This is a genomic window from Caulifigura coniformis, from assembly GCF_007745175.1.
Classification (GTDB): domain Bacteria; phylum Planctomycetota; class Planctomycetia; order Planctomycetales; family Planctomycetaceae; genus Caulifigura; species Caulifigura coniformis.
Genome location: NZ_CP036271.1, coordinates 1,535,102 through 1,559,191, shown reverse-complemented (window position 1 = coordinate 1,559,191; position 24,090 = coordinate 1,535,102). Strand labels below are relative to the sequence as shown.

The following is a 24,090-nucleotide window of genomic DNA, read 5'->3' as shown; positions in this document are numbered from 1 at the left end:
CAATTCGCGCGACTGCCGGTGGGCGGCTGCGAATTCCGTCCTCCCCCCTGAGCATCTCCATGAATCGATTGGCCCGCGTCGTTCTGTGCTCTGCGTGCATCGCCCTGCTGCCCGGTGTTCCGGCCGTCCACGGGCAGGAAGCCTCCCGCGGAATTCCCGCCACCGATGTAGGGGTTCCCGGGTCCGGCCCGATCCGGCGGGCCGAATGGTTCCAGAAAACCTGGAACGGCCGCCGCGACCAGTTCCTGAAGTCCGCGAAGGACGAGCAGGGGGCGCTCGTCGTCTTCGGCGATTCGATCACCCAGGGCTGGGGCGACCGGCTCAAGAAGTTCTTTCCCGGGGCGAAGATCGCCAACCGCGGGATCAGCGGCGACACCACCCGCGGCATGCTCTACCGATTCAAGGAGGACGTCCTCGACCTGAATCCCACGGGCGTCGTGATGCTGATGGGGACAAACGATCTCGCCGAAAGCGCCACCGCCGCACAGATCGTCGGCAACATCAAGCTGATGATCCTGCAGCTGAAGGCGAAGAACCCCTCGATCGCCATCGTGCTCTGCACCATGTTCCCCAGCAGCCCGACCAAGGAGCGGCCCGCGGAGAAGATCAAGGAAGTCAACAATGCATTGCTGGCGGCCGTGAAGGGAGACTCGAGCGTCATTGTCGTCGACACCTGGGCGATGTTCGCCAACGCCGAAGGGAATGCGCCGGCAGAGCTGTTCCCGGATCTCCTGCACCTCAACGACGCGGGCTACGAGAAATGGGCCAGCGCCCTCCGGCCAGTGCTGGAAACGTACATGCTGATTCCCGTTCCAGCGGACGACTTCAAGCCCGAAGCCGGCTTCGTGAGCCTGTTCAACGGCAGGGACCTGACCGGTTGGGGAGTGCAGGCGACGCCTGAGGAGACGATCAAGCAGCGTGAAAACGTCCTCAAGAAGAACCCCAACGGCCCCGTCTGGCCAATCTTCAAGGAGTCGAAATCCTTCGACAGCCAGATCGCCAGCGATGACGGACGGTACGTGGCCCGCAACGGCCGGATCGTCGTGATGACGCCCGCGGAAGGCCGCCGCATCCAGACGCTGTCGACGACGAAGGAGTTCCCGAAGGACTTCACGCTCCGCCTCGAGTTTCGCGCGACGCCGAACGCTGACAGCGGTGTGTTCCTCCGCAAACCACAGCTGCAGTGCCGCGACTACACCGTGGCCGGGCCGTACAAGAACCTGAAGAACTACAAGCCGCAGGACTGGAACGTCCTCGAAGTCGTCGCGAAAGGCGGCGTCGCCCGATGTACCTGTAACGGCGAGGTGCTGGAGGAGGCGTTCAAGATTCCGGAGACGGGGCCGATCGGACTCGAAGGGGACCGGGGGCAAATGGAGTACCGGAGGATTCGGATCAAGACGGAGGGGTGATCCCTCCGACTCAGCCCGGCGGCTGGATCTCGACTCCGTATCGGTTCGAGGCTTCGAGCAGCCTGGCGATGTCGTCGTGCGACGGCGGCGGTGCGCTCTTCGATCCCGGGGGCAGCGGGACGCCGACTTCCATGAACATCTGTTCGAACCCGGCCGGGGCGACGGTGATCAGCATCCGGACGGGGACGCTGCCTTCATTCCTGAAGAAGTGCAACGAGCCGACGGGAAGGTTGCCGAACATCCCGGGCGACAGAGTTTCGCGGCGGCCGTCGACGGTGATCGTGAGTTCGCCCTCGAGGACATAGAAGCCTTCGTCTTCGCGCGAGTGCCGATGAGGGGGCGGGCCGCTGCCGGGAGGGACGATCGCTTCAACGACGGAGTACGCGCCGGCCGTCTGCTCGCCGCTGACGAGGATGCGGTAGACGTCACCGACAACGCCGACGCACGGACCCGACTGAGGTGACGATACGGCTGGAAAGCGGGGTGACATCGGCATGTCTGTCCACTGCGGATTCGATGGAAACCGTAGACCGTAGGGTGCGTCGAGACGCACCTTACTCGAACTGCGAAAACTCATCTCCATACCAGACGGAGGCATCGCCCCAGCCGATGTCGTATTCACCAAGCCGCTGATGTCTGTGAAACGACGACCAGGGCCAGTCACGCACCCGTGTCACGAGCCCGTGCTTCAGCGGATTGACGTGCAGGTAGTCGAGACAGCGTTTGACGTCTGAGTCATCCCGACAGGTGTGTTCGTAGAACCTTCTCTGCCAGACTCCGCGCTCACCGCGTTCAGAACGGCTCTTGGTGACGCCCGAACTCGTACCGCCCGCCGCCAGCCACGCGGTCGTGAACAGCCCCTTGATTCGACGCCAGAGGGTTGAGTAATCCGAATCGCCTGGTGGCAGTTCCCAAACCGTATGGACGTGATCGGGAAGGAGAACGATTCCAATGATTTCGAACGGGCGATCCCGACGGACGCTCTGGATCGCGCTGCGTAAACAACGTCGGCCGATCTCTGTTGTCAGGATCGGCCGGCGGTGATGCGTCACGACGGTGAAAAAGTAGACGGAGCCTTCGCGATTGCGACGATAGTTGCTCATCGCGAAGGGCCACTTGCATAAGGGAGAGTTGTTCTCAATCGCAGGAAGGTGCGTCGCGACGCACCCTACGTTTGATCACGCCTCGTCGAGGAGCTCGACGGCCGCGAACTTTTTGCCTTCGAGCATTTCGAGGCTGGCCCCGCCGCCGGTGCTGACGTGCGTGACCTTGTCGGCCATGCCGAACTGCTCAATCGCGGCCGCGCTGTCGCCGCCGCCGATGATGCTGGTCGCATCGGAATCGGCAATCGCCTGGGCGACGGCCTTCGTGCCGGCGTCGAACGGCGGCATTTCGAAGACGCCCATCGGGCCGTTCCAGACAACCGTCTTCGCCGACTTCACCTTTTCGGCGTAGAGCTTCGCGGTCTCGGGGCCGATGTCGAGGCCTTCGAAGCCGTCCGGAACCTGGCCGAACTTCACGACGACCTTGTTGCAGGTCGACTTGAAGTCGTCGCCGCAGTGGGTGTCAACCGGGAGCATAAGCTTCGCGCCCCCCTTGGCGATCAGTTCCTTCGCGAGGTCGAGCTTGTCCATTTCGACGCGGCTCTTGCCGAGGTTTCCGCCCTGGGCCTTGGCGAAGGTGTAGGCCATTGCTCCGCCGATGAGGACGAGGTCGCAGACCTTGAGCAGGTTTTCGATGACGAGGATCTTGTCGGAGACCTTGGCACCGCCGACGATCGCGACGAACGGCCGGGCCGGCTTCGACATCACGTCGCTGAGGTAGGTGATTTCCTTTTCGACGAGTCCGCCGACGACCTTGGGCTTCGCGCCCATGGCGCGGGGGACGGCGACCATCGACGCGTCTTCGCGGTGGCAGGTGCCGAAGGCATCGTTGCAGTAGACGTCGGCGAAGGCGGCGAGCTTGGCGGCGAAGCCGGCGTCGCCCTTCTGCTCTTCCTTCTGGAAGCGGACGTTCTCGAGGACGAGGACATCGCCATCCTTCAGGCCGGCGACTTTCGTCTCAGCGTCCTGGCCGACGGTGTCGGTGGCGAACTGGACGGACTTGCCGAGGAGCTCACCGAGGCGGATGGCGGCGGGCTTCAGGGTGAACTTGGCGTCGTTGCCTTCGCCCTTGGGGCGGCCGAGGTGGCTCATCAGGATCAGCTTGCCGCCGCGGTCGACGACCGACTTGATGGACGGCAGAGCCATCCGGATGCGGCGGTCATCGGTGATCGCTCCCGCATCGTCCTGGGGGACGTTGAAGTCCACGCGCATCAGGACCCGCTTGCCTTTGACATCCACGCTGCTGATCGTCTTCTTCGCCATCTGTTCCTCACATCCGTCCGACCGGAAAGACCGGCCGCAACGACTCCGAAAAAGGGTCAAAACTGTTTTGCGACCGCATCGTAGAAAGGGCGGACAACCATCGAAAGCAACGGCCGCCATTTCGGCGGCACGCACGGCACGCCCCTCTACGTATCAGGAATCTGCCGCCCATGGGGGTCGCGGTGGGCATCCGGCAACTCGCTGGCGATGGCGTCACGAATGTCGGACCCGATGTAGTGCTCGACGCGATCGGCCGCACGGTGCAATTGCTCGTCCGAGAGGGGGTAGTTCTGGTCGAGATACGACTCCCACAGCCGGTGCGAGCGGATCAGGGAGCGAGCGGTTTCGCGGCCGCGATCCGTGAGCGCCAGCGTTCCGCCGCTTTGGGCGATGACAAAGCCGCGGCGCTTAAGCCACCAGCCGGCGAGCCGGTCCTGCCAGGCGGAGGAAATGCCGACCGGCGTCCAGGGAACGGCTGTTCTGGCCGACTCTTCCTTGCGGTAGAGGTTGCCGAGCACGTCATCGGCCGCGATCTGGGTCAGGACACGAATGCGGTCGAGGACCTGTGTCACGATGCCCGTGCGCGGCGCGATGAAGACGGTGGCGACGAAGATCAGTCCTCCGACAACCGCGATCATGCCGGACGTTCCCACGTCACGGACCTGGGGATAGCCGAGCCGGGAAAAGAGCGGACCGGGGATCGCCCAGGCGGCGGCGTGACCGATAACCGCCATCGCGGCTGCCAGAACGACGCTGAGTGCAATCAGCTTCCAGAGCCGAGTCGTCAGGAGCTGCGCAGTGGCGGCGGGAATGACGAGCAGGCCGATGACGAGAATGCTGCCGACGGTCGAAAATGCCGTCGCGGCGGCGACAGCCGTGGCCGCCAGCAGGGCGTACTGAATGAAGGCGGCGGGGATGCCGAGCGTGTTGGAGAGTTCCGCGTCGAACGCCGCGATCCTCAGTTCCTTGAAGAACACCATGGTGAGCAGCAGGTTGATGATCAGCACGGCGCCGTTGGCGACGGCCGAGCGGGGCAGCCACGGGATCGCCTGCAGCGTATCGCCGGCACTCGCTTCGAGGACGCCGAACAGCGCGCAGTCGGGGTCGAGGTGCACGTCGTCGGCCGTCATGCGGACCATCACCATTCCGGCCGCGAACAGGCAGGTGAATACCACGCCCAGGGCGGCCCCGTTGTCGACCTTTCCGAGGCGCTGGATGGCGGCAGTCAGCCAGGCAGTCAGCAGGCCGGCGAGGGCCGCGCCGATGACGATGCAGGCCTGGAGGAGCGGGTCGAAGGCGTCGTCGCTGACCCAGCCGCTGTTGCGAAGACCGTAGGCCACCATGAAGGCGGCCACGACGCCAGGCAAGGCGGAGTGGGCGAGGGCATCGCCGAGCATGCTCTGCCGCCGGAGAACGAGCCACGCGCCGGGGAGGGCGCACGACATGGCCGCGAGCGCGGCTGTGACCGCGATGGCGGTGTTCAGCTCACTCCAGGCGGACAGTCGCTCGAGGATCTCGGAGAACATGAGGCTGACAGGGAGTGTATGTCAGGTCTTGATGGGCCGGCTATGGGGGAGACTCGTGCGCCGGATCGCGAGAGGGGCCGGCTCGATCGGCGGTGCTGAGCGCGCCGTGTGATGCTCCACCACGTCCGGAATGGGCGCTCAGTGTCGGACGCCGTCCTGGCATTTCGCAGGTCGGCGCGGAGGTCGACAGGCCAGTGAAATGAAAAAGTGCCACGGCCGAGAGGGCCGCGGCACTTTTGAGCGAATGCGTCGACGGGCTGTTACAGCAGCGAGTCGAGCAGCATGCGGAGCTTCCGCAGTTCGAGCGGGCGCTGGTCGAGCTCACCCAGTTCCGGGAGCCATTCCACGGACAGGGCGCGGTTGTACTGGAACCGCTTGAGTTGGGTGATCAGGTCGCTGTAGTCGATCTCGCCGAGACCGACCTGCACCTGCGGGCGGTCGGGTGTCGAGTCGCGGAGGTGAACGTGAAAGACCCGCGGCAGGACAAGATCCAGCGTCTTTTCCGGAGTCTTCAGCGAGTAGGTCGGGTCGTAGGTCAGGCCGAGACCCGGAACGGCGGTACAGAGTTCCACCGCCGTGCGGAGGTCTTCGGTCAGGCGTCCCTTTTCGGTCTTCAGCGAGACGCGCACGCCTTCCAGCAGCGCGGCTTTCACGAAGCCCTTCAGACGATCGATCTCGGAATTGAACGGCGTTCCATGTGGAGCAGCCGGCATGGTGATCTGCGAGATCCGCATGGCTTTGGCGGTCTTGCAGAGTCCCTCGAACTGCGACTGCGGCGCTTCGTATCCGAGGCAGAACGAAGAGATCGGAAGCCTCGTCACCTGGCGGCAACGGGCGGCAAATCCCTCGGGGCTGGTGATGACATCCTTCAGTGGAAGGTGTCGGCCGGATTCGTCGATCCAGACTTCCAGCCGCTCGAACTCGAGGTCTTCCAGCTGGCGGCAGGCCTCGTCAAAAGGTCGGTCGCTGAAGCAACGGGTCGAAGCAGCCACAAACACGCTGAGCACTCCCTTGAACGCGGCCTCACGGTGCGCTGAATCACGCCGCAAGTCGTTCAGCATCAAATCATTTGGATCAGTTTAGACCGGGCCGCCATACCGTGGCTCGCTCCCGGAAGAGAGTGCTCAATTTATCGGGCCGGTCCCGTGACCTGCAAGACCGGTGAGTTGTATCGACTGTAATCCCTTTGCCCGTTGCAAAGATTATTCGTGCCAGGGCAGCCGTTCGGCCGATAGACGAAGTGACGAACGTCACGATTTCAGGCGATGCGTGATCCGTCGGCGACTTCCGCCGTTCTGTGATCTCGCGATTCGCCATTCTCACGACGCAGAGGGGCAGGGGACATGCATCGGTTCACAGTCTGGAAATTGGCCGCGTGCGGACTTCTGGCCGCCTGCGGCTGCGCGCAAAACGGCGCCGTGATGCGGGGTCAAAGCCCCCCCGGCGTGCAGCAGGCGCAGTACGGCTATCACGGATCCGTCCATGAAGCCGCTCACGAGCAACTGTACGGCTACAACACCACGCACTTCAACGTCGGGCCCGATGGCCAGCCCTACCAGGCCGGCGGCTACGTCGGCGGTCCCGGCTGCCCGCCCGGAGGGGGATGTCCTCCCGGTGGCTACGGCTGCCCTGATGGACGCTGCGGCAACGGCCAGGTCGCCTGCGGCCCGCACCACAGCCGCAGCTTCAGCTACAAGGTCCCCAGCGATCTGAGCTACCCGTCGGCCAACGTCCCCGGCGGCGCGGTGGTCTACCCGTACTACACGCACAAAGGCCCGAGCGACTTCTTCCGCAAGGAATGATCTCCGCTCGCAAACTCTCGCATCACGAGCACCCCGGCTGTTCCAAAACAGCCGGGGTGCTTTGCGTTGGGCCCCTATCCATCCATTCAACGCCCCGAATGGGCTCAACAACAAAGCCCAGGGCAACGCCCTGGGAAATCGATTGCCATTTCTCGTTCGCCGTGAAAGGGCATAACAAGCGGCCAGATCAAACGCTCTCCAGCACCGCCTCGCGCCACCACGCATCGTCAATCCCCGCCGCCCGAAGCGCCGGAACAACCAGCGGATCGACGAACACCCGCACCCGTTTCACGTAGTCGTCAAAGCTCGTCCGTGCCAGAGCATCGATCATCGGTGACACGCTTCGCAGCGGCCGGTAAACGCGCTCCTTCGGGAAATAGACGTCGACGGCAAACTCCACTTCCCGATGCGGCGGCGGGCCATCCACGAGCAGCGACATCGGCGAAAGGTCCTGACCGACAGCCGCCCCGACGCGCAGGGCCAGCCGCTTCGAAATCTCCACCAGTTCGGAATACGGTCGACGCGACAGCTTCTCGTAGACCGCCGGATCGTTCAGGTGGCTGAACTCGGCCGCGCGTTTGTAGAGCGACCGTCGTCTCCCGAAGACCGATTCCAGCAGCCGCGCTGTCGGGTGACCTTCGGCCGCTGTCCGCAGCTGCGCGATCATGCCAGCATCGCTGTCGGTGAACATCAGCGACAGATCGACCCGCTCCCGCAGTTCATAGAATGCCCGCGCGAACATGCTCGTCGCCGATCGCACCGCATGATGCCAGTAGACCTCGCTGAACATCACGTACCGCGAGTGGACCATCAGTTCGGCCGCCGTCTTCCCCTTCGACGTGATCGCCAGCCCGTCGCCTGCCTCGTTCAGCACCAGCGACTGGATCAGCCGCTGCTTGTCGAAATGCCGGCCGTAGGGGACCCCGCTGTGCAGCGAGTCCCGCTCAAGGTAGTCGAGCTTGTCGATATCGATCGGGCCCGAAAGGATCGACCGCAGCAGGCACCGGACCGGGTCCTGGCTCGAGCTCGCCAGCACATCGATCACGTCGTCCGGCTCGATGGACCATTCCCGGCGCAGCACCCCGGCCAGTTCCGTGTCATTCGCCAGGAAACGCCTCGCGTGCGATTCATGCGGTGGCAGTCCCGAGAGCCCGAGGTCTTCGATCGGATGGCAGTACGGCCAGTGTCCGAGGTCATGCAGGAGGGACGAGGCAATGAGCAGTTCGGCCGCTTTCGTGTCGACCTTTTCGGCAAATCGCGGATCGCGGCAGAGCTGCCGGATGTAGAGCAGGGCATTGTGATAGACCCCGAGCGCGTGCTCGAACCGCGTATGCCGCGCCCCGGGGTAGACCTTCGCCACCAGTCCGAGCTGGCTGATCTCGGCCAGCCGCTGAAACTCCGGAGTATCGACAATCGCCCGCACGCGTCGGCTGAACGGAACGTTCTGCTCCGACGGCAATCGGATGATCGACCCACCGGAATCGAGTTCCGCCAGTTCAGGAATTGATGCAGACAGGTCAGTCATGAAACTCAATCGATCCGAATTCGCGCCCGCAGGCCGGCGCTACGCCCCTGCACTCTCACCAAAAGATTCGACTCCCGAGTACCAACTCCCGAGTACCCAGTACCTCGCCACCCAGTACCTCTCCCACCCCCCGGCCCAATTGCAGGCGGAGTCGAGGGACGCGATTGTAAGTCGCAACTCCAACAGATTTCCTGCACTCCATGCCCCCTTCGTCCGAACCCACTCAGACCCGAGAATCGGGGGCCGCCTCTCCGGCCTTCACCGCGGCCGTGTGCGCGCTCTCGCTCCTCGGCCTCGCGCTCTTCGTGCAGACGATCCTGGAATCGGCCGAACTGTCGCTGGCCTTTTTGAGCGAGCCACGCTGGCGATCTGTTGTGTCGGCATTCGGCGGACGAATCACGACCACCGAAGCCGGGCCACTCGCCACAGTCTCGCTTGGTGCGTCAGCCGGATGGGCGTTGCTCCACGGACTGGCGCTGACTGCCCTCGGCGCATTGCTGCAAGGGGCGGAATCGCCGCTCCTTGATCGACTCCTGACGACCGCCCGCCGCCTCTCCCGGGCCTGGGCCCCCGCCGGCATCTGGTGGCTGCTCTGGATCACGGCCCTTCTCTCGGGCTGGACGTCGCTCGCCTCGGTTCTCCACGAAACGGCCGATCTCACGGTCGCCCTCTGCCTGGCCCTGTCGGCCCTGGCGGTCCTGCCCCGTGCACCCCGGCTGCTCCCAAGCGGCCCGGGGGCTTCGCGCTGGAGCCTCCAGCCCAAAACCGTTCTCGCCGCCGGAATACTGCTCTACGTCGTCGTGTTCACCGCCATGAACTGGGGCCTCTGGTTCAATCTCCGCATTCCGCATGGCGACTCCGCCATGTACGAGGAGCACCTCTGGAACCTCGAGCACGGAAAAGGCTTCCGCAGCTACCTCGATCAGGGTCTCTTTCTCGGCGAACACCTGCAGGTCGTTCACGTCCTGCTCGTGCCGATTCATGCCCTGTTTCCCTCGCATCTCACGCTCGAGCTGGCCCAGTCGATCATCCTCGCCCTCGGCGCCTGGCCGGTCTTCAACATCGCCCGCAGGCATTCCGGCAGCGAATGGGCCGCCGCACTCCTCGGCCTGGCGTACCTCGCGTACTTCCCGCTCCAGTACCTCGATATCGCCATCGACCTCAAGACGTTCCGCCCGAACTCCTTCGGCATCCCCACCCTGCTCGTGGCCATCGATCTCCTTGAGCGCCGCCGCTACGGCTGGGCCACGTTCTGGCTCGCAATCACCCTTTCCGCCCAGGAGGACTGGGCCATCCCGATCGCCCTCCTCGGCGCCTACTTCGCCGTCCACGCGTTCTGCACTTCCCGCCCCAATCCTTCTCCCCGTGCACAGCTTGATGACTCAGTACCCTCGACCGGGGAGAAGGTGGCCGAAGGCCGGATGAGGGGCCAGAGAACGCCCGCCACTCCGGAGTCGCTCGCGAACCGCCGCCAATTGATCTTCGGCATCGGTCTCTTCCTCTTCAGCATCGCCTATCTCTGGTTCGCCCTGAACGTCGTCATCCCCTGGTTTCGCGGCGGGGCAACGGTCCACACGGCCAGCTATTTCTCGAAATTCGGCAACAGCCCCCGCGAAATCATTGTGACATTGCTGACCGATTGGCCGCTTGTGTTCTCGACGATCGTCACGCCCGCCGCACTGGTGTACGCCCTGCGGCTCCTGCTGCCGATCGGATTCCTGCCGCTGCGCTCGCCGGGGCGGCTGCTGGTGGCAGCTCCGCTGTTCCTGCTGTTGTTGATGAACGACCTGGCGATGCAGGTCCCGGCCCCTGTTCACCATTTTCATGCGCCGCTGATCCCGATTCTCTTCTGGGCCGCCGCATCGGGGCTCGGAACAAAGGTCGCTCTCAAACAGTCCACCTGACCTCGCGCCCGAAAGGGGACGGGATCCCCATGGCCGAGTTCCTGATGATCGCTTTGTTCGCCTTCATGGGAGCAGTCATGTTTGCTCCGGTCACTGGGGCGCTGTTGGGGGCTGCGTTTCTGTTGGCGTGGAGTGGGCGGAAAAACGAATCACCCGGTGCCGGGGAGTCCGGCCGGTTCCGGTGCTGGTGTTGCATCCAGGCGATGCCTTCGTTGCTAATCGTGATCGGCGGCGCCATTGCAGCCCGTCATCGCGGGGTACTGCAGGACGAACTCGCGATCTGGTTGCTGGTTTGCCTGCTGAGCCAGCTCTTTCTGGCGGCCATCGGCTGCTGGTGGTGCCAGTCGCGGTGGCGGTCGACGCTCTCGGCGGCCTTGGCGCTCGGGGCCTACTCCATCGGAGCCTCAGTCGTGTCCATATTTTCCAGCATCAGCCACCTGTGATGGCGGGCCGGCGCCGGGCTGCTGCGGAAGGGGGGCGTTCACTATGCCCGGTGTCCTCCGGCGCGCAACCCCGCACGTCTCGATGGAGGAATCATGCAACAGGCCAGAACTAGCTGCGACAGTCGCCTCGCCCGCGGTCCGCAATCAACTTGCCGCCCGAAAGCGGTGCAACTCGTGCCTGGATTGAATCTTCAGGGCAAACAGGCCGACTTGTACACTCCCCCACATTAAGACGCACTCCATGCTCGGAGACCCGCCGGGAACGGCCTGACGCGCAAGGCCGGTCACTTTTTCAGGATGGGCCAGTTCGTCATTGGCGTGCGTCATTGCCGCAAAATGACCTGCGCTGACGAGAGACGACCGACTGTGAAAAAGTGAGTCGCCCTGCCCAAATCCCCACCCGCCAAAGCACTCCCGAGTACCGAGTACCGGGCCCCCCCCGCGCAACCGCCCCCGTCATGATGGAGGCTCTATGAACACAACCACCGTCAACCTGTCGTCACACACCTCGGCCCGGCCGGCTCCCTGTCTGCACCACGCACGCTCTCCCGATCCCTCCGCGAAACTTCCGCAGGGAAAGAGGGCGAGGAGTACAGTACCACCCACACAACGCGCCCTCCTCGCCCCCTCGGCGTCAAATACCTCCGCAGTGTTCCCAATCCCTGCACAAGCCTGAGGGTTGCGCACAAGGCTGGTCACTTTTTCAAGATGGGCCAGTTCGTCGTTGCCGCAACATGATCTGCGGTAACGACCGTCAACCTGTTGTGAAAAAGTGACTCGCCCTGCCTGAAAGATTGATCTCTTGATCCATCAGCGGCGTGCCGATAGAGTACTGTACACTTGTATCAATCACGCGATCAACGTTCCAAAGCCTCCCCACAAGGGCTCTCTCATGGCCAAAGCCGCTCCCCGCAAGACTTCGCCCGCTGACGAACACCAGGCCCTCCTCCAGAACACACTCGGCCAGATCGAAAAGAGCTTCGGCGAAGGCTCGATCATGCGGCTCTCCGACCAGGGAGTCGCCATTGAGGGTATCTCCACGGGAGCCCTCTCGGCCGACATCGCCCTCGGTGGCTACGGCTTCCCCAAGGGCCGCATCATCGAACTCTTCGGGCCGGAATCCAGTGGTAAAACCACCATCGCCCTGCACGCCGTCGCCAGTGCCCAGAAGGCCGGAGGCATTGCGGCCTTCATTGACGCCGAACACGCGCTCGACCCCGCCTGGGCCAAAAAGCTTGGCGTGAACCTGGAAGAACTGCTGGTCAGCCAGCCGTCCTATGGCGAAGAAGCGCTGCAGATCGCCGAAATGCTCATCAAGTCCAACGCGGTCGACATCATCGTCGTCGACTCGGTGGCCGCCCTCGTCCCCAAGGCGGAACTCGATGGCGAGATCGGCGACAAGCACGTCGGACTCCAGGCCCGCATGATGAGCCAGGCCATGCGAAAGCTGACCGGCGCCATCGCCAAGTCCAAGACCTGCGTGATCTTCATCAACCAGATCCGCGAAAAGATCGGCGTCATGTTCGGCAGCCCGGAAACGACCCCCGGCGGCCGTGCCTTGAAGTTCTATAGCTCCTGTCGCGTCGACGTTCGTCGCATCGCCACGCTGAAGGATGGCGAGGAAACGACCGGCATCCGCATGCGGATCAAGGTTGTGAAGAACAAGGTCGCCCCGCCGTTCCGCGTGGCCGAATTCGATATGCTGGGCTCCCGTGGCATCAGCACCGAGGGGGACATCATCGACCTCGCCACCGCCCAGGGCCTGCTCACCAAGAGTGGAGCCTGGTTCAACTACGGTGAGAACCGCATCGGTCAGGGGCGCGACAAGGCGCGTGCGTATCTCGAAGAGAATCCGAAAGTCACGGCCGAACTGCGGGCGAAAGTTCTCGAGTCGTTCCACGCGGGAAATCGCGTCGAAACCTCCAGTGGCCGCGGTTCGAGCGCGGATGCTGGCGATTGATCGCGGCCGCCGGTGTATGAGACCACGACTGTTCGAGTTCACGGCGGGTCGGCGTGCGTTGAAGGCGCGTCGGCCCGTTGCCAATTGAGGCGTGGCGGGGGAATGCTCGATGCGGCCAATCATCGAGGGGCTGGTCTGGGTTGGTAATGCCCGTGATGCTCGCAGTCTTCCGCAGTTGCACCATGCGGGAATTCGCGTCGTCGTCGATCTCGCCATTGATGAGCCGGCGGCTCAGCTTTCGCGGGACCTGGCGTATTGCCGGTTCCCGCTGATGGATGGCGCGGAGCAGTCCGACTCGATGCTGTTTCTGGCGGTTGCCACTGTTCAGGAATGCTTGAAGGGCGGCGTCCCCACGCTGGTGGCCTGCAGCGGAGGGATGAGCCGGTCGCCGGCCGTCGTAGCAGTTGCGATTGCCCGTTGGATAAGGGATTGATCCTGTGGAGTCACTCCGGCAGGTTGCGGCGCGGGGGCCCCATGATGTCGCCCCCGCGTTCTGGGCCCGCCTGGTCGCGGTTGCGGATTCGTCAGGGTGATGTGTCGACCGTCGCTCAGACAGCGCGGAACGTTGCGGTCCCGACTCCGGTTGCCGGCCTGAGCGTCATCGACAGTTCGCCGTCGTCGAATCTGAGTCGCGCGGTCAGGTGATCGGGGGTGTCATCCTCGATGGCAAAATCGCCGCGCATCACCCGGCTCACCGTCCCTCGTCCTCCGCTCACCGGCCCTTCATAGTCGAGGTAGGCCCGGCGGTGGTCTGGCAGCGATTCGCACGTTGTCGTCCTGCCGGCAAGGGGGGGCTCGGACAGCCTCCACGTTCGGAGCGACTCTCCCGCATCGAGCATCAGATCCCAGTGCAGCACCGGGTGGTCATGCTCGAGGACGACAAACGCGGGCATCGGCGGTCTCACGAAGGTTCGTGGCGGGAAGCATCTGGCTGCGGGGAAGGGCGTCGGCAACGACCCGGGCGGGGCGAAAACTCTGCCGGAATCCTCCGCAGGAGTGCTCGAATCGGGAAACCCGTCTTGACGAAAGTGTCGAAACAAGCCGATATTGTCGTTGAAGTTGGATTGACACGCCGCTGCGTGCTATTAGGATTTCTAAAGAGTTTGCTGCAGACGTGTCACTCAGCTCTGCAGTTTTGCCGGCTCCCTGCTCTAGCGACGGAGCGGCAAGACAGCTTCTTCCCTGACTGTTCCAGAATCTGGTTCTCAGGAACCGGCTTCGACGGGAATGGTCACCAGTGGATTGAAGCAGTTGCATCACGGTCGGGCGTCGGGTCGTTCGCCGTTGATGACTGACTGAGAGATTTCGTCGTCCGGATGCCTGTCATTCGGGCCTCCTCACTCCGAGTGGGTTCGAAAACCGGTGCCGGAATGAAGCCCTTGCCTCGTCGGAGGCGGTGAAATCGCCGTCTGGTGCACCATCGGGAGCCCCAGGCGATGAAGCGTCCGCCTCGTGATCGTTGTTCGTGGGCCAGGCTGTTTCGGCTTGGGATCCCCGTGAATTGCGAGATGGAACGGCGAACGCGAAGGGGAGCCGATCAGCGGTCATTTTGGTCCCTCAGGAAGCGGCTGTTCAGACGCGCACTGGCGCGGAATACGCAACTCCCGAGACCTGGATGCGGTCTGGTTCACAGCCATGTTCAATGTTCGTTCCCCGACGGCTGAGTCGGGCATCGATCGGGCACTCATGCCAACCTGGTTGGCATACCCAAGGAGTTCACCCCGATTTTCGGGGGCTGGCAGGCAAGTTGCTCTGCTGCCTTCAATCGGTTGGTCGGCCGGGCTGCCAAATGGCAGGTTGCCTCAACGCCGCCTGAAGGTGAGTTCAGTTCCTTCCACCTGGCCGGTTCATTCGCACGACCAACCTCGCGCTCGTCAGGCGCAGCAGAACTCTGGGCATTCGGCTTTTCATTGGGGAGGACTGGAGTCCTCAAAAGTCGTTTCCACTTTGTCACCCAGTGAGGTCCCACCCAGGCGGCTGTCTTTCGACGGCGCCTCGTTGAGGAAAAATCGCCTCGGACCACTGAGGCAGCCAATCATCGCCGGTCGCGTTCCGGGCTCTCGCGTGTTGTGTGTGCGGGATGCCAGGCCTGACAGCACTCGCTGCTGAAAGAACGCGCGACCGCTCACCACCGTGGCAGGTGCGATCGTTCGGCTCACTTGTTTCTTTCCGCCACTGAATTGATTCGGATTCCGGAATGGCAACCAATCGTTCCCGCTCGTCTCGAAGCTCCTCCTCGTCGAGCTCCAGCAGTTCGTCCAGCGGCCGCAAACCGGCGGCTCGTACTCGGAAACCCGCGGCCAAATCGGTGAAGCGCGACGCGGACCTCGACGAGTCGCTCACCGACTTCGACTTCGAAGAGACCCGCCAGCAGCATGACGCCGGCGACGATTTCGGCGCCGATATCATCGACGAAGCGCCTCCCGCGCCGGCCAAGCCCGCCCGCACCCGCAAAACGGCCTCCCGGTCCCGCTCCGAAGCGCCGGCCGAGGAATCGCCCCGGTCTTCCGCCTCCTCCGCTCCCGCCCGCCGCGAGCGTGCCCAGCCCGAGCCGCAGGACGATTTCGGATTCGAACCCGACTCGGGCCCGGTCAAGTTCACCGATGGATTCGGCGGTCGTGACCAGCGCGATCAACGCGTTTCGCGTGACGATGATCATGCCGACGACATCGACGACAGCGACGACGATCGTCCCGGGCTGGAAGAATCTGGCTCCGCCGAAGGGGGGCAGCAGGGAACAGGAGAACCGGGCGAAGGAGGCCCGCGTCGCCGTCGCCGTCGTCGCCGGAAAAAGGGACGCGGTGGAGACAACAACGGAGAGAACGCAGGTTCGGGACAGAATTCCGGCCAGCAGGGACATCACCAGGGAATGGGTCGGCAGCAGGGGCAGTATCGCCAGCGGTCGCCGTACGGCGGCGGCAATCAGCGAAACGACCGGTTCCGCCACCAGGGCGGCGGCAATGATCGCCCCGATTTCAAGAAGAGTCGTGGTCCGACCTCCAAGTTCCAGCGGAACGCTCCGCCTCCGGAACCGGCCGTCACCAGCGGCGTGATCGAAGGCGTCCTGGAACTGCATCCCAAGGGATACGGCTTCCTCCGCGACGTCACCAATGACTACGCCGCCCGCGAAACGGACCCGTTCGTTTCCAGCTCGTTCGTCGAACGGCATCACCTGCGTGAGGGCATCCTCATCAAGGGCGAAGTCGGTCCCGGATCGCGCGGTCAGGGTCCGCGGCTGCTCAACATCGAATCGATCGACGGCAAGCCGCCCGAGCAGTTCGAGGAACTGAAGCACTTCGACACGCTCACGCCGGTCAATCCGCACGAGCAGCTCCGGCTGGAGATCCCGGGCGGACCGGTGGCAATGCGGGTCATGGACCTGCTCACGCCGATCGGCAAGGGACAGCGGGCGCTCATCGTTGCTCCGCCGCGAACCGGCAAGACGATCCTGCTCCAGCAGATCGCCGAGTCGATTTCGACCAATCATCCGGAAGTGCACCTCATCGTGCTGCTCATCGACGAGCGGCCCGAGGAAGTCACCGACATGCGTCGGAACATCAAGGGCGAAGTCATCGCCTCCTCGATGGACCGCGAAATCGAAAGCCATGTCCGCATCAGCCAGCTCATCTTCGAACGCGGCAAGCGTCTCGCGGAAGAAGGCAAGGATGTGGTCATCCTGATGGACTCGGTCACCCGGACCGCCCGTGCTTTCAACAAGTGGATCAGCCAGTCCGGCCGCGCTCGCGGCGTGATGACCGGCGGTCTCGATGTGAAGGCCCTGGATATTCCCAAGAAGATGTTCGGAACGGCCCGCCGTTTCGAAGACGGCGGCTCGCTGACCGTCATCGCCACCGCGCTGATCGACACGAACAGCAAGATGGACGAAGTCATCTTCCAGGAGTTCAAAGGCACCGGCAACATGGAGCTCGTCCTCAGCCGCGATCTCGCCGATCGCCGCATCTGGCCGGCTCTCGATATCACGAAGTCGGGCACCCGCCGCGAAGAGAAGATTCTCTCGCCCGAAGTGCTGGATGGCGTGATCATGCTCCGCCGCAGCCTGGTGTCGATGAATCCCACCGAGGCCATGGATCAGCTGATCCGCACCCTCGCGAAGTTCCCGACCAACACCGAGTTCCTCGCGCGAATCCGCAACGTGCTGTAACTCAGGTCGAGCAGTCTCCCTCTTCAGGCTGCGTCCCTCCCGGGACGCAGCCTTTTTTGTGCGCACTTTCGAGTGCACCCGAGAGGACGCAGCCCAGTCGTGGCGGCCTGCACTCAGGAGGCGCGTGGCGAGTCACGCATGTCGCCCCGCTGCGCGACGAAGAAGAGTCGCTGCATCGGGAACAGGGTCACGCCGCCGCGGGATGGGAAGGCGGCGTTCAGGCGGGTGCTGAGCGCTTCGAGGAACGCGGGCCCCTCGTCCGGCTCCAGCGCGTCCAGAAGGGGGCGGATGGCGGTCCCTTTCAGCCATTCGAGTGGCCCGTTCTCGCCCAGGAGGTGGTTGTAGGTTGTCTCCCACGAGTTGACCGTGAAGCCGCGCTCCAGGAGGAGACGCACATAGGTTTCCGATGGCAGGACCGAATCGCGCTGCAGGCCGATGTCCCGGAGCCGGTCGCGCCACGGGCCGGAGGCAATCGCGTCTTCGATGATGCGCTGGCTCGTATTACGGAATCGGTTGGGCATCTGGACGGCGAGCGTCCCGCCAGGCGCGACGTGGGATGCCAGCCGCGGGATCAACCGTTCGTGATCAGGCAGCCATTGAAGCGCGGCGTTGCTGATAAGGATGTCGACAGGCCCTGTCGGCTCCCAACTGGAGATGTCGGCGGATTGGAAATCGATCTGGCCGGCGCGTACGAAAGACGCAGACTTCGCGAGCATTTCGGGAGAACTGTCGAGCCCGAGGACGTGGGCCTCAGGCCAGCGGTTGAGTAGCGTGGCCGTCTGTTCGCCCGTGCCGCAGCCCAGGTCGACAATGAGCTCGGCGGCGGCCTGCGGGATCTGGGCGACCAGATCAAAGAACGGCCGGGCGCGTTCGGACTGAAACCGGGTGTACTGGGTGACGTCCCACATCGCCATGCCTCAGGAGGAACCACGGAAGGCGCCGCCAGCCGGACACGAGCCCTGCATTCGAGTTCCGCTTCCCGCGGTGCAAATCAGCCCGTGGCCGGGCGATTGCTACTTCTTTTTCTTCTTGAACTTGGGCGTCTTCGGTTCCTTGGGCTTCGCGGCTTCGTCGGTCGCCTTGGGGGCCTTGGCCTTCGGCTTGGCCGTCTTTCGGGCGGCGGTCGTAGGCGCCGCGGCTTTGCCGCGCGCGGCTCTCCCCTTCTTGGGAGCGCCGGCCCGTGCTTCGAGCAGCGAGATGGCTTCCTCGATGGTCACCAGCTGCGGGTCTTTGTCCTTGGGAAGCGTGGCGTTGGTCTTCCCGTGTTTCACGTAGGGGCCGTAGCGGCCCTCGAAGATCTGAATCGCCCCCCCACCCTGGGGATGCTCGCCCAGTTCCCGGAGAGGCGTCGCCCCGGCGCGGCCCTTGATCTCCTTGATGAGTTCGACGGCCCGATCCATCGTGATCGTCAGCACGTCGTCGTCCTTCCCGAGCGACTTGTAGCGTCCCGCGTGCTGGACATACGGCCCGAACCGGCCGACACCGGCGTTGACGACCTTGCCGTCCTCCGGGTGCTTCCCGAGCTGCCGCGGGAGGGCGAGGAGCGCGACGGCCGTGTCGAACTCGACTGTATCCGGATTCAGGTTCTTGGGGACCGAAACCCGCTTGGGCTTCGGGCCATCCTGAACGACTTCTCCCATCTGGAGGTAAGGTCCGAACGGGCCGTTCATCACGAAGATGGGCATGCCCGTCTCGGGGTGCATGCCCAGCGACTTAGGGCCCTGCTGTTTCCTATGGAAGAGTTCCTCGGCGAGCTGGTCGCTCAAATCGGCCGGAGAGATGTCGTCCGGCAGTGAGGCGGTCACGGTTTCGCCGTCGTTGGTTCGCTCGAGGTACGGCCCGAACTTGCCGACACGGACGGCCGGCGACAGCTTGTCGAGCTGGATCGTGCAGGCGACGCGCGGGTCGATCCCCTCTTCGCGGGCCTTCACCTGCTGTTCAAGCCCTTCCGTGCCGTTGTAGAACCCTTTGAGATACGGAACCCGTGCGCCCTGCCCGTTGGAAATGTCGTCGAGCGACTGTTCCATCTGGGCGGTGAACGCGAGGTCAACCAGTTGAGGGAAATGCTGTTCGAGCAGCCGGGTGACCGCCAGGGCCGTGAACGTCGGGATCAGCTGGTTGTTGGTCTTGCGGACGTAACCGCGGTCCTGCACCGTGCTGATGATGCTCGCGTACGTCGACGGCCGGCCGATCCCTTCGGCTTCGAGCTTCCGCACGAGCGTGGCTTCGGTGTAGCGCGCCGGCGGCTTGGTTTCGTGCCCCAGGGCTTCGACCTCGGTGCAGTTGAGCGTCTGACCCTTTTCGAGATGCGGCAGAGCGGCCTCTTCACTTTCGAGGGCCGCTTCCGGATCGTCGCTCCCTTCGACATACGCACGGAAGTAACCGGGGAACTGGACCTGGCGGCCGGTCGCCCGGAACTCGGCGTCGCCCGCCGTGATGGTCGCTGTTGTGAAGAGCAGGCGGGCCTCGGCCATCTGTGAGGCGACGGTCCGCTTCCAGATCATGTCGTACAGACGCGCTTCACGGCCGCCGAGGCCGATTTCATCGGCCGTCAGCATCTCGGTGCCGGCGGGGCGGATCGCTTCGTGAGCTTCCTGTGCGTTCTTGGTGCGGTTGGAGTACTGCCGGGGCGTGTCGCTGAGGTAATCCTGGCCGTAGCTGGAGGAAATGCGGCCGCGGGCCGCGGTGAGGGCTTCCTGCGACAGGCTGACGCTGTCGGTACGCATGTAGGTGATGTGCCCGTCTTCGTAGAGACGTTGCGCGGTCTGCATCGTCTCCTTGGCGCTCATGCTCAGCTTGCGGTTGGCTTCCTGCTGCAGGGTGCTGGTGGTAAATGGCGGCGAGGGGCGGCGGGTCTGGGGCCGGCTCTCGAGATCGGTCACCGTCCACGGAACCGATTTCAGACGGGCCTGCAGCGCCTTGGCCGGTTCTTCCGCCAGCAGGAGGACGTTCACGCCGTCGGTAATCCGCCCGGTCGATTCGTCGAAGTCTTTTCCCTGGGCGATCCGCTGTCCGCCGACGGCCACCAGCTGGGCCGCGAAGCTTTCGGGCTTCGGGGTTTGCAGGTTTGCCTTGAGATCCCAGTACGACCCTTTGACGAACGCCAGCCGTTCGAGTTCACGCTGCACGAGGACTCGGACGGCCACGCTCTGGACGCGGCCCGCGGAGAGTCCGCGGCGGATCTTCTTCCACAGCAGCGGGCTGAGGGTGTAGCCGTAAAGCCGGTCGAGAATGCGGCGGGTTTCCTGGGCCTCGACGAGGTTGGTGTCGAGTTCCCGGGTGTTCTGGATCGCCTTGAGAATCGCCGACTTGGTGATTTCGTCGAAGGTCATCCGTTTGACGGGGACCTTGGGCTGGAGGATATCCGCGAGGTGCCAGCCGATGCTTTCTCCTTCGCGGTCTTCGTCGGTCGCGAGGATCAGTTCATCCACATCCTTGAGAAGCGACTTGAGTTCGTTGACGACCTTCTTCTTCTCAGGGGGAACGACGTAGAGCGGACTGAAGTCCTGGGTGGTGTTTACCCCCAGCCGGGCCCAGCTTTGCTTCTTGAACTCCTCGGGAATCTGGGACGCGTCCTGCGGCAGGTCCCGGACATGTCCCATGCTGGCGCGGACCTCGTAATCGCTGCCCAGGAACCCCCCGATCTTCTTGGCTTTCGCCGGGGATTCGACGATCACCAGTCCTTTTTTCCGTTTTCCAGCCACGGACAATTGTTCCCCGGAGACGACCAATGAAACCCGTGCGCCCCAAACGCGATCCCCACGACACCGTCGTGGGGTTTGGGGGCGTCCTGGGGAGGAGGCGAGCGACCTTGAGCGATGTCAGGGCACCGCTACAATGCCGACGCTGATCCCACGCCTGCTTGAAGTTGCGGCTTGCTTAAGGCATCGCTCCACGGATTGTCAAGCGACAGGGAAGCGCGGCGGACTCGCATAGACGGCCGATTGACAGGCCATTTTCGCGACATCCGTCGACGCAGCGAGGCCGCCTGATGAGACGTCCGGCGGCGTCCTTTGGAGACCGGACGCAACGCGCCCGGAGGAATTGACTGACCCGGCTCTGGCACGATGCCACAGCAACCCCCGAGGTGATTTCGGATGCCTTCGACGCTCCACGTGTTTCGCAAGCACCAGAAGGTGCTGATGGTCATGACCACGGGACTGGCCATGATCTCGTTCGTGATTCTGGGGGCCGTGAACGCACGTCCCGAGAACATGCCCGCGGTGCTGGTCGTCCTCGCTCTCGCCGCCATGTTCGGCGGGGCAGCCTGGGTCATCGGACAGGTCAACGGCAAGTCGTCCGAATACGTCACCATCGGGACTGTCGCCGGCGCGGTGCTCGGCCTGTGGCTGAGCTGGGGACGCCAGGATCCATCAGCCATCCAGATGAGTTCCGGAAACCTGACCGGGCAGCAGGTGTTCGCGATGAAGCGCGAACGCAACCTGGTGAACCAGTTTGTCGGGGAGGCCTACCAGCGGGTCAATGGCTTCAACGCCCAGTTCGCCGAGCAGTTCGGCCAGCGGGTGTTCTTCCACTACACCCCGGGCGCCTGGGACAGCGACCTCGAAATGGCGATCACCACGCTCCTGCAGCGTGAAGCGGAAAAACTCGGCATTGGCGTCTCGGCGCAGGGCGTGTTCGAGTTCATTCGCGGCCTTGCGATGACCTCTGGAAAGTCGCTGACGCAGGAGCAGTTTGCCGAGATCCGCACGCGGATGGGCGTCAGCGAAGAAGCCCTGATCGCGGCCCTCTCGGATGAACTCAAGGCCCGCCGGGCCTACGACCTGCTCTACAACCAGCGTCCCCTGCCCACGCCCGAGGCGCTGTACGAGTACTACAAGAAGCTCAACGTCACGGACGAGGCGGAGATCGCCGTCCTGCCGGTGTCCGACTTTGTGGACGACAAGGCCGAGCCGACGACGAAGGAACTCGAAGAACTGTTCCAGAAGCACAAGTCGAATCCTCCGGGCTACGGGCCTGAGGGGAAGTTCGTGGAAGGTCTGCCGGGCTTCCGCCAGCCTCCTCGGATGAAGCTGGCCTATCTCGAAGCCCCCTACGACGCGTTTGAGAAGCAGGTCGGCGAAGTGACCGACAAGGAGATCGAGGCGCGCTACGAGGAACTGAAGAAGCGTCCGTTCGGCGACGACCTGGGCGCACCGGACTTCGGTGAGATGCCCGCGATTCCTCCCGGTGGCCTGCCGAACGCCCTCGAAGGAGTCCTTCCGAACAGCCTCAAGCCGCCGACGGTCCCGCCGACCGACGGCGTGACGCCTCCTGCAGCTCCGTCCGAAACCTCGGCCCCGGCCGCTCCGCCGGCCCCGATGCCGGAAACGCCCAAGACCGAGGCGCCGAAGACCGAGGCTCCCGCGACGCCGCCGGCGGCTCCCCCCGCCACGACGCCAGAAGCACCGAAAACGGAAGCCCCCAAGGTGGAAGAGCCGAAGGCCGACACTCCGAAGGCGGAAGCGCCTCCGGCGGCTCCCGAGCCGGAAAAGGCTCCAGAGACGGCGCCGCCGGCTGACAAGCCGTCGACGATGCTGCCGAATGTCTCCCGGCTGTCGTTCGTGGCATTCCAGGAGGAACAGCCGCCTGCTCCGCCGGTCGCCAGCACGGAAGGGGCCGCTCCTCCCGCAGCTCCGAAGCCCGATGCCGTGACGCCGGAGGCCCCGAAGGCCGAGACGCCGAAGACGGAACCGACGACGCCGGAAGCGCCAAAGGCTGAGCCGGCAACGCCCGCTGCTCCCCAGGCCGATCCCGCGAAACCTGAGGCTCCGAAGGCCGATCCGGCTCCTCCGGCCGCCACTCCCCCTGCTGATGGGGTGCCCGCGACGACGCCTCCAACCCTCCCTCCGCCGGCGACGCCGCCCCTGGAAGGTGTGACCCCGCCAGCCGATCCGCCGCTCCCGACCGTGCGTCCGCTGGATGACGCCTACCGCGCCGAGTTGAAAGAGGAAATCATCCGCGAGCGGGCACAGGCGCTCATGGAAAAGAAGATCGACGCCGCGACGCAGTGGTTCGCTGAGGAAATCGGCGCCCTGGTCAACACGCCTGCGGGCGACCCGGGCCATCTGACCCCGGAAGCGGCTTCGAAGAAGCTGAAGGAGTATGCAGAGAAGAACGGCCTCGTTTTTGTCGACGCGCCGCTGCTCTCCTTCCAGGAACTGCGCGATTCCGAAGACTACCCGGTTGGCGCGGCCGCCGCGGTGAATCATCCGCAGAAGGCGGAAGTCGCCACAGACGCGTTCGAGAATTTCGGACGTTCGATGAACTACATGCCCCGCCCGGCCGCGAGCCTCGATGCGAACGGCCAGGGAAGTCGGTTCCTGTACTGGATCACGGGTGAACGCCGAGACTACGAGCCGGAGTCACTCGAAGACGCGGTCGTCAAGGAGCAGGTCGTGAAGACGTGGCGACAGCTCAAGGCCCGGGTCAAGGCGGAAGAACGCGCCGCGGAACTGGTCAAAATGGCCAAGGCGGCCGACAAGCCGCTCGCCGAGGTCTTCGCCGAGCAGTCGATCACCGGCAAGGAAGGGACGGGTTACATCACGGTCCGTCCGACCGGGAAGTTCTCGTGGTACCGCATGCCGGTCGTTCCGACGCGCAGCATGCAGCGTGAAGCCGCTCCCACTCTGACTGAACTGCCGGGACTCAAGCCGCTCGGAAACGACTTCTTCACGACCGTGTTCGAGAAGATGAAGGCCGGAGACCTCGGCACGACGGCCTCGGCCGACAAGTCGGAGTTCTACGTCGTCAAGATTCTGAACCGCACTCCTTCGACGCCTGAAGAGCTCGAGGCGTTCCGGCAGACGTTCCTGACGCGTGGCCTCGCGAACGAGTATTTCGACCTGTCATCGCGCGACTGGGCGATGTACGGCAGGAATCCGATCGACGAACTCCTCAAGGCGAACGATGTCCAGTTCAGCCGTCCCAATCCGGACGAGCCGGACCGCGGCTGATTGGGGGCTGAGGAAATCCCGGGCCCGCCGGTTTCAT

At 64.1% G+C, this 24,090-nt stretch carries 17 protein-coding genes; 8 read left to right on the top strand and 9 right to left on the bottom strand.

Annotated elements, in window-relative coordinates; genetic code table 11:
* The first annotated feature begins 59 nt into the window (after positions 1 to 59).
* Complete coding sequence (locus tag Pan44_RS06165) at positions 60 to 1,409, top strand: GDSL-type esterase/lipase family protein (RefSeq protein WP_145028299.1); 1,350 nt, start codon at positions 60 to 62, stop codon at positions 1,407 to 1,409.
* A gap of 10 nt (positions 1,410 to 1,419) precedes the next feature.
* Here the strand turns inward: Pan44_RS06165 and Pan44_RS06160 are convergent, their stop codons facing one another.
* From Pan44_RS06160 to Pan44_RS06140, 5 genes are all read right to left on the bottom strand, one after another.
* Positions 1,420 to 1,899, bottom strand: a complete 480-nt coding sequence (locus Pan44_RS06160; RefSeq protein WP_145028297.1) for a cupin domain-containing protein — start codon at positions 1,897 to 1,899, stop codon at positions 1,420 to 1,422.
* 64 nt (positions 1,900 to 1,963) lie between these two features.
* A complete protein-coding gene (locus Pan44_RS06155) occupies positions 1,964 to 2,512 on the bottom strand; it encodes an REP-associated tyrosine transposase (RefSeq protein WP_145028295.1) in 549 nt (182 codons plus the stop codon).
* A gap of 75 nt (positions 2,513 to 2,587) precedes the next feature.
* Positions 2,588 to 3,775 carry a phosphoglycerate kinase gene (locus tag Pan44_RS06150; RefSeq protein WP_145028293.1) on the bottom strand — a complete coding sequence of 396 codons (1,188 nt, stop codon included), beginning with the start codon at positions 3,773 to 3,775 and terminating at the stop codon, positions 2,588 to 2,590.
* A 146-nt stretch (positions 3,776 to 3,921) separates the two neighbouring features.
* Positions 3,922 to 5,301: a metal ABC transporter permease gene (locus Pan44_RS06145; RefSeq protein WP_145028291.1), complete on the bottom strand. Its 1,380-nt coding sequence runs from the start codon at positions 5,299 to 5,301 to the stop codon at positions 3,922 to 3,924.
* A 260-nt stretch (positions 5,302 to 5,561) separates the two neighbouring features.
* Positions 5,562 to 6,362, bottom strand: coding sequence for a sugar phosphate isomerase/epimerase family protein (locus tag Pan44_RS06140; RefSeq protein WP_231754236.1), 801 nt, complete (start codon positions 6,360 to 6,362; stop codon positions 5,562 to 5,564).
* 282 nt (positions 6,363 to 6,644) lie between these two features.
* Here Pan44_RS06140 and Pan44_RS06135 point away from each other — a divergent pair, with 282 nt between their 5' ends.
* Complete coding sequence (locus tag Pan44_RS06135) at positions 6,645 to 7,103, top strand: hypothetical protein (protein WP_145028289.1); 459 nt, start codon at positions 6,645 to 6,647, stop codon at positions 7,101 to 7,103.
* 187 nt (positions 7,104 to 7,290) lie between these two features.
* On the opposite strand, the gene Pan44_RS06130 is transcribed toward Pan44_RS06135, so the two are convergent.
* Entirely contained in the window at positions 7,291 to 8,628 is a 1,338-nt protein-coding gene (locus Pan44_RS06130) for an HD domain-containing protein (RefSeq protein ID WP_145028287.1), read from the bottom strand.
* 200 nt (positions 8,629 to 8,828) lie between these two features.
* Between Pan44_RS06130 and Pan44_RS06125 the strand changes: the two genes are divergently transcribed.
* The 4 genes from Pan44_RS06125 to Pan44_RS06110 all read left to right on the top strand — a co-directional run bounded on the left by Pan44_RS06125 (position 8,829) and on the right by Pan44_RS06110 (position 13,368).
* Positions 8,829 to 10,532: a DUF2079 domain-containing protein gene (locus Pan44_RS06125; protein ID WP_145028285.1), complete on the top strand. Its 1,704-nt coding sequence runs from the start codon at positions 8,829 to 8,831 to the stop codon at positions 10,530 to 10,532.
* A gap of 29 nt (positions 10,533 to 10,561) precedes the next feature.
* Positions 10,562 to 10,975 (top strand): hypothetical protein, encoded by a 414-nt coding sequence (locus Pan44_RS06120; RefSeq protein WP_145028283.1) that lies wholly within the window; start codon positions 10,562 to 10,564, stop codon positions 10,973 to 10,975.
* Positions 10,976 to 11,867: 892 nt separating this feature from the next.
* Positions 11,868 to 12,935 carry a recombinase RecA gene (recA, locus tag Pan44_RS06115; protein ID WP_145028282.1) on the top strand — a complete coding sequence of 356 codons (1,068 nt, stop codon included), beginning with the start codon at positions 11,868 to 11,870 and terminating at the stop codon, positions 12,933 to 12,935.
* Positions 12,936 to 13,044: 109 nt separating this feature from the next.
* Positions 13,045 to 13,368 (top strand): dual specificity protein phosphatase family protein, encoded by a 324-nt coding sequence (locus Pan44_RS06110; protein WP_145028281.1) that lies wholly within the window; start codon positions 13,045 to 13,047, stop codon positions 13,366 to 13,368.
* 115 nt (positions 13,369 to 13,483) lie between these two features.
* On the opposite strand, the gene Pan44_RS06105 is transcribed toward Pan44_RS06110, so the two are convergent.
* Positions 13,484 to 13,828, bottom strand: a complete 345-nt coding sequence (locus Pan44_RS06105; RefSeq protein ID WP_145028280.1) for a DNA polymerase ligase N-terminal domain-containing protein — start codon at positions 13,826 to 13,828, stop codon at positions 13,484 to 13,486.
* 1,415 nt (positions 13,829 to 15,243) lie between these two features.
* On the opposite strand from Pan44_RS06105, the gene rho reads away from it, so the two are divergent.
* Positions 15,244 to 17,097, top strand: a complete 1,854-nt coding sequence (rho, locus tag Pan44_RS06100; RefSeq protein WP_231754235.1) for a transcription termination factor Rho — start codon at positions 15,244 to 15,246, stop codon at positions 17,095 to 17,097.
* 113 nt (positions 17,098 to 17,210) lie between these two features.
* On the opposite strand, the gene Pan44_RS06095 is transcribed toward rho, so the two are convergent.
* Both Pan44_RS06095 and topA read right to left on the bottom strand, forming a co-directional pair.
* The gene (locus Pan44_RS06095) at positions 17,211 to 18,005 is read right to left on the bottom strand and encodes a methyltransferase domain-containing protein (RefSeq protein ID WP_145028276.1); all 795 of its coding nucleotides are present in this window, start codon (positions 18,003 to 18,005) and stop codon (positions 17,211 to 17,213) included.
* 105 nt (positions 18,006 to 18,110) lie between these two features.
* Positions 18,111 to 20,801, bottom strand: a complete 2,691-nt coding sequence (gene topA / locus Pan44_RS06090; RefSeq protein ID WP_145028274.1) for a type I DNA topoisomerase — start codon at positions 20,799 to 20,801, stop codon at positions 18,111 to 18,113.
* A gap of 393 nt (positions 20,802 to 21,194) precedes the next feature.
* Between topA and Pan44_RS06085 the strand changes: the two genes are divergently transcribed.
* Positions 21,195 to 24,053 (top strand): SurA N-terminal domain-containing protein, encoded by a 2,859-nt coding sequence (locus Pan44_RS06085; RefSeq protein WP_145028272.1) that lies wholly within the window; start codon positions 21,195 to 21,197, stop codon positions 24,051 to 24,053.
* The last annotated feature ends 37 nt before the right edge of the window (positions 24,054 to 24,090 follow it).

Coding starts and splice junctions, on each gene's coding strand:
- Pan44_RS06165 (WP_145028299.1), top strand. CDS start 60: ATGAATCGATTGGCCCGCGTCGTTCTGTGCTCTGCGTGCATCGCCCTG.
- Pan44_RS06160 (WP_145028297.1), bottom strand. CDS start 1,899: ATGTCACCCCGCTTTCCAGCCGTATCGTCACCTCAGTCGGGTCCGTGC.
- Pan44_RS06155 (WP_145028295.1), bottom strand. CDS start 2,512: ATGAGCAACTATCGTCGCAATCGCGAAGGCTCCGTCTACTTTTTCACC.
- Pan44_RS06150 (WP_145028293.1), bottom strand. CDS start 3,775: ATGGCGAAGAAGACGATCAGCAGCGTGGATGTCAAAGGCAAGCGGGTC.
- Pan44_RS06145 (WP_145028291.1), bottom strand. CDS start 5,301: ATGTTCTCCGAGATCCTCGAGCGACTGTCCGCCTGGAGTGAGCTGAAC.
- Pan44_RS06140 (WP_231754236.1), bottom strand. CDS start 6,362: ATGCTGAACGACTTGCGGCGTGATTCAGCGCACCGTGAGGCCGCGTTC.
- Pan44_RS06135 (WP_145028289.1), top strand. CDS start 6,645: ATGCATCGGTTCACAGTCTGGAAATTGGCCGCGTGCGGACTTCTGGCC.
- Pan44_RS06130 (WP_145028287.1), bottom strand. CDS start 8,628: ATGACTGACCTGTCTGCATCAATTCCTGAACTGGCGGAACTCGATTCC.
- Pan44_RS06125 (WP_145028285.1), top strand. CDS start 8,829: ATGCCCCCTTCGTCCGAACCCACTCAGACCCGAGAATCGGGGGCCGCC.
- Pan44_RS06120 (WP_145028283.1), top strand. CDS start 10,562: ATGGCCGAGTTCCTGATGATCGCTTTGTTCGCCTTCATGGGAGCAGTC.
- recA (WP_145028282.1), top strand. CDS start 11,868: ATGGCCAAAGCCGCTCCCCGCAAGACTTCGCCCGCTGACGAACACCAG.
- Pan44_RS06110 (WP_145028281.1), top strand. CDS start 13,045: ATGCGGCCAATCATCGAGGGGCTGGTCTGGGTTGGTAATGCCCGTGAT.
- Pan44_RS06105 (WP_145028280.1), bottom strand. CDS start 13,828: ATGCCCGCGTTTGTCGTCCTCGAGCATGACCACCCGGTGCTGCACTGG.
- Pan44_RS06095 (WP_145028276.1), bottom strand. CDS start 18,005: ATGTGGGACGTCACCCAGTACACCCGGTTTCAGTCCGAACGCGCCCGG.
- Pan44_RS06085 (WP_145028272.1), top strand. CDS start 21,195: ATGCCTTCGACGCTCCACGTGTTTCGCAAGCACCAGAAGGTGCTGATG.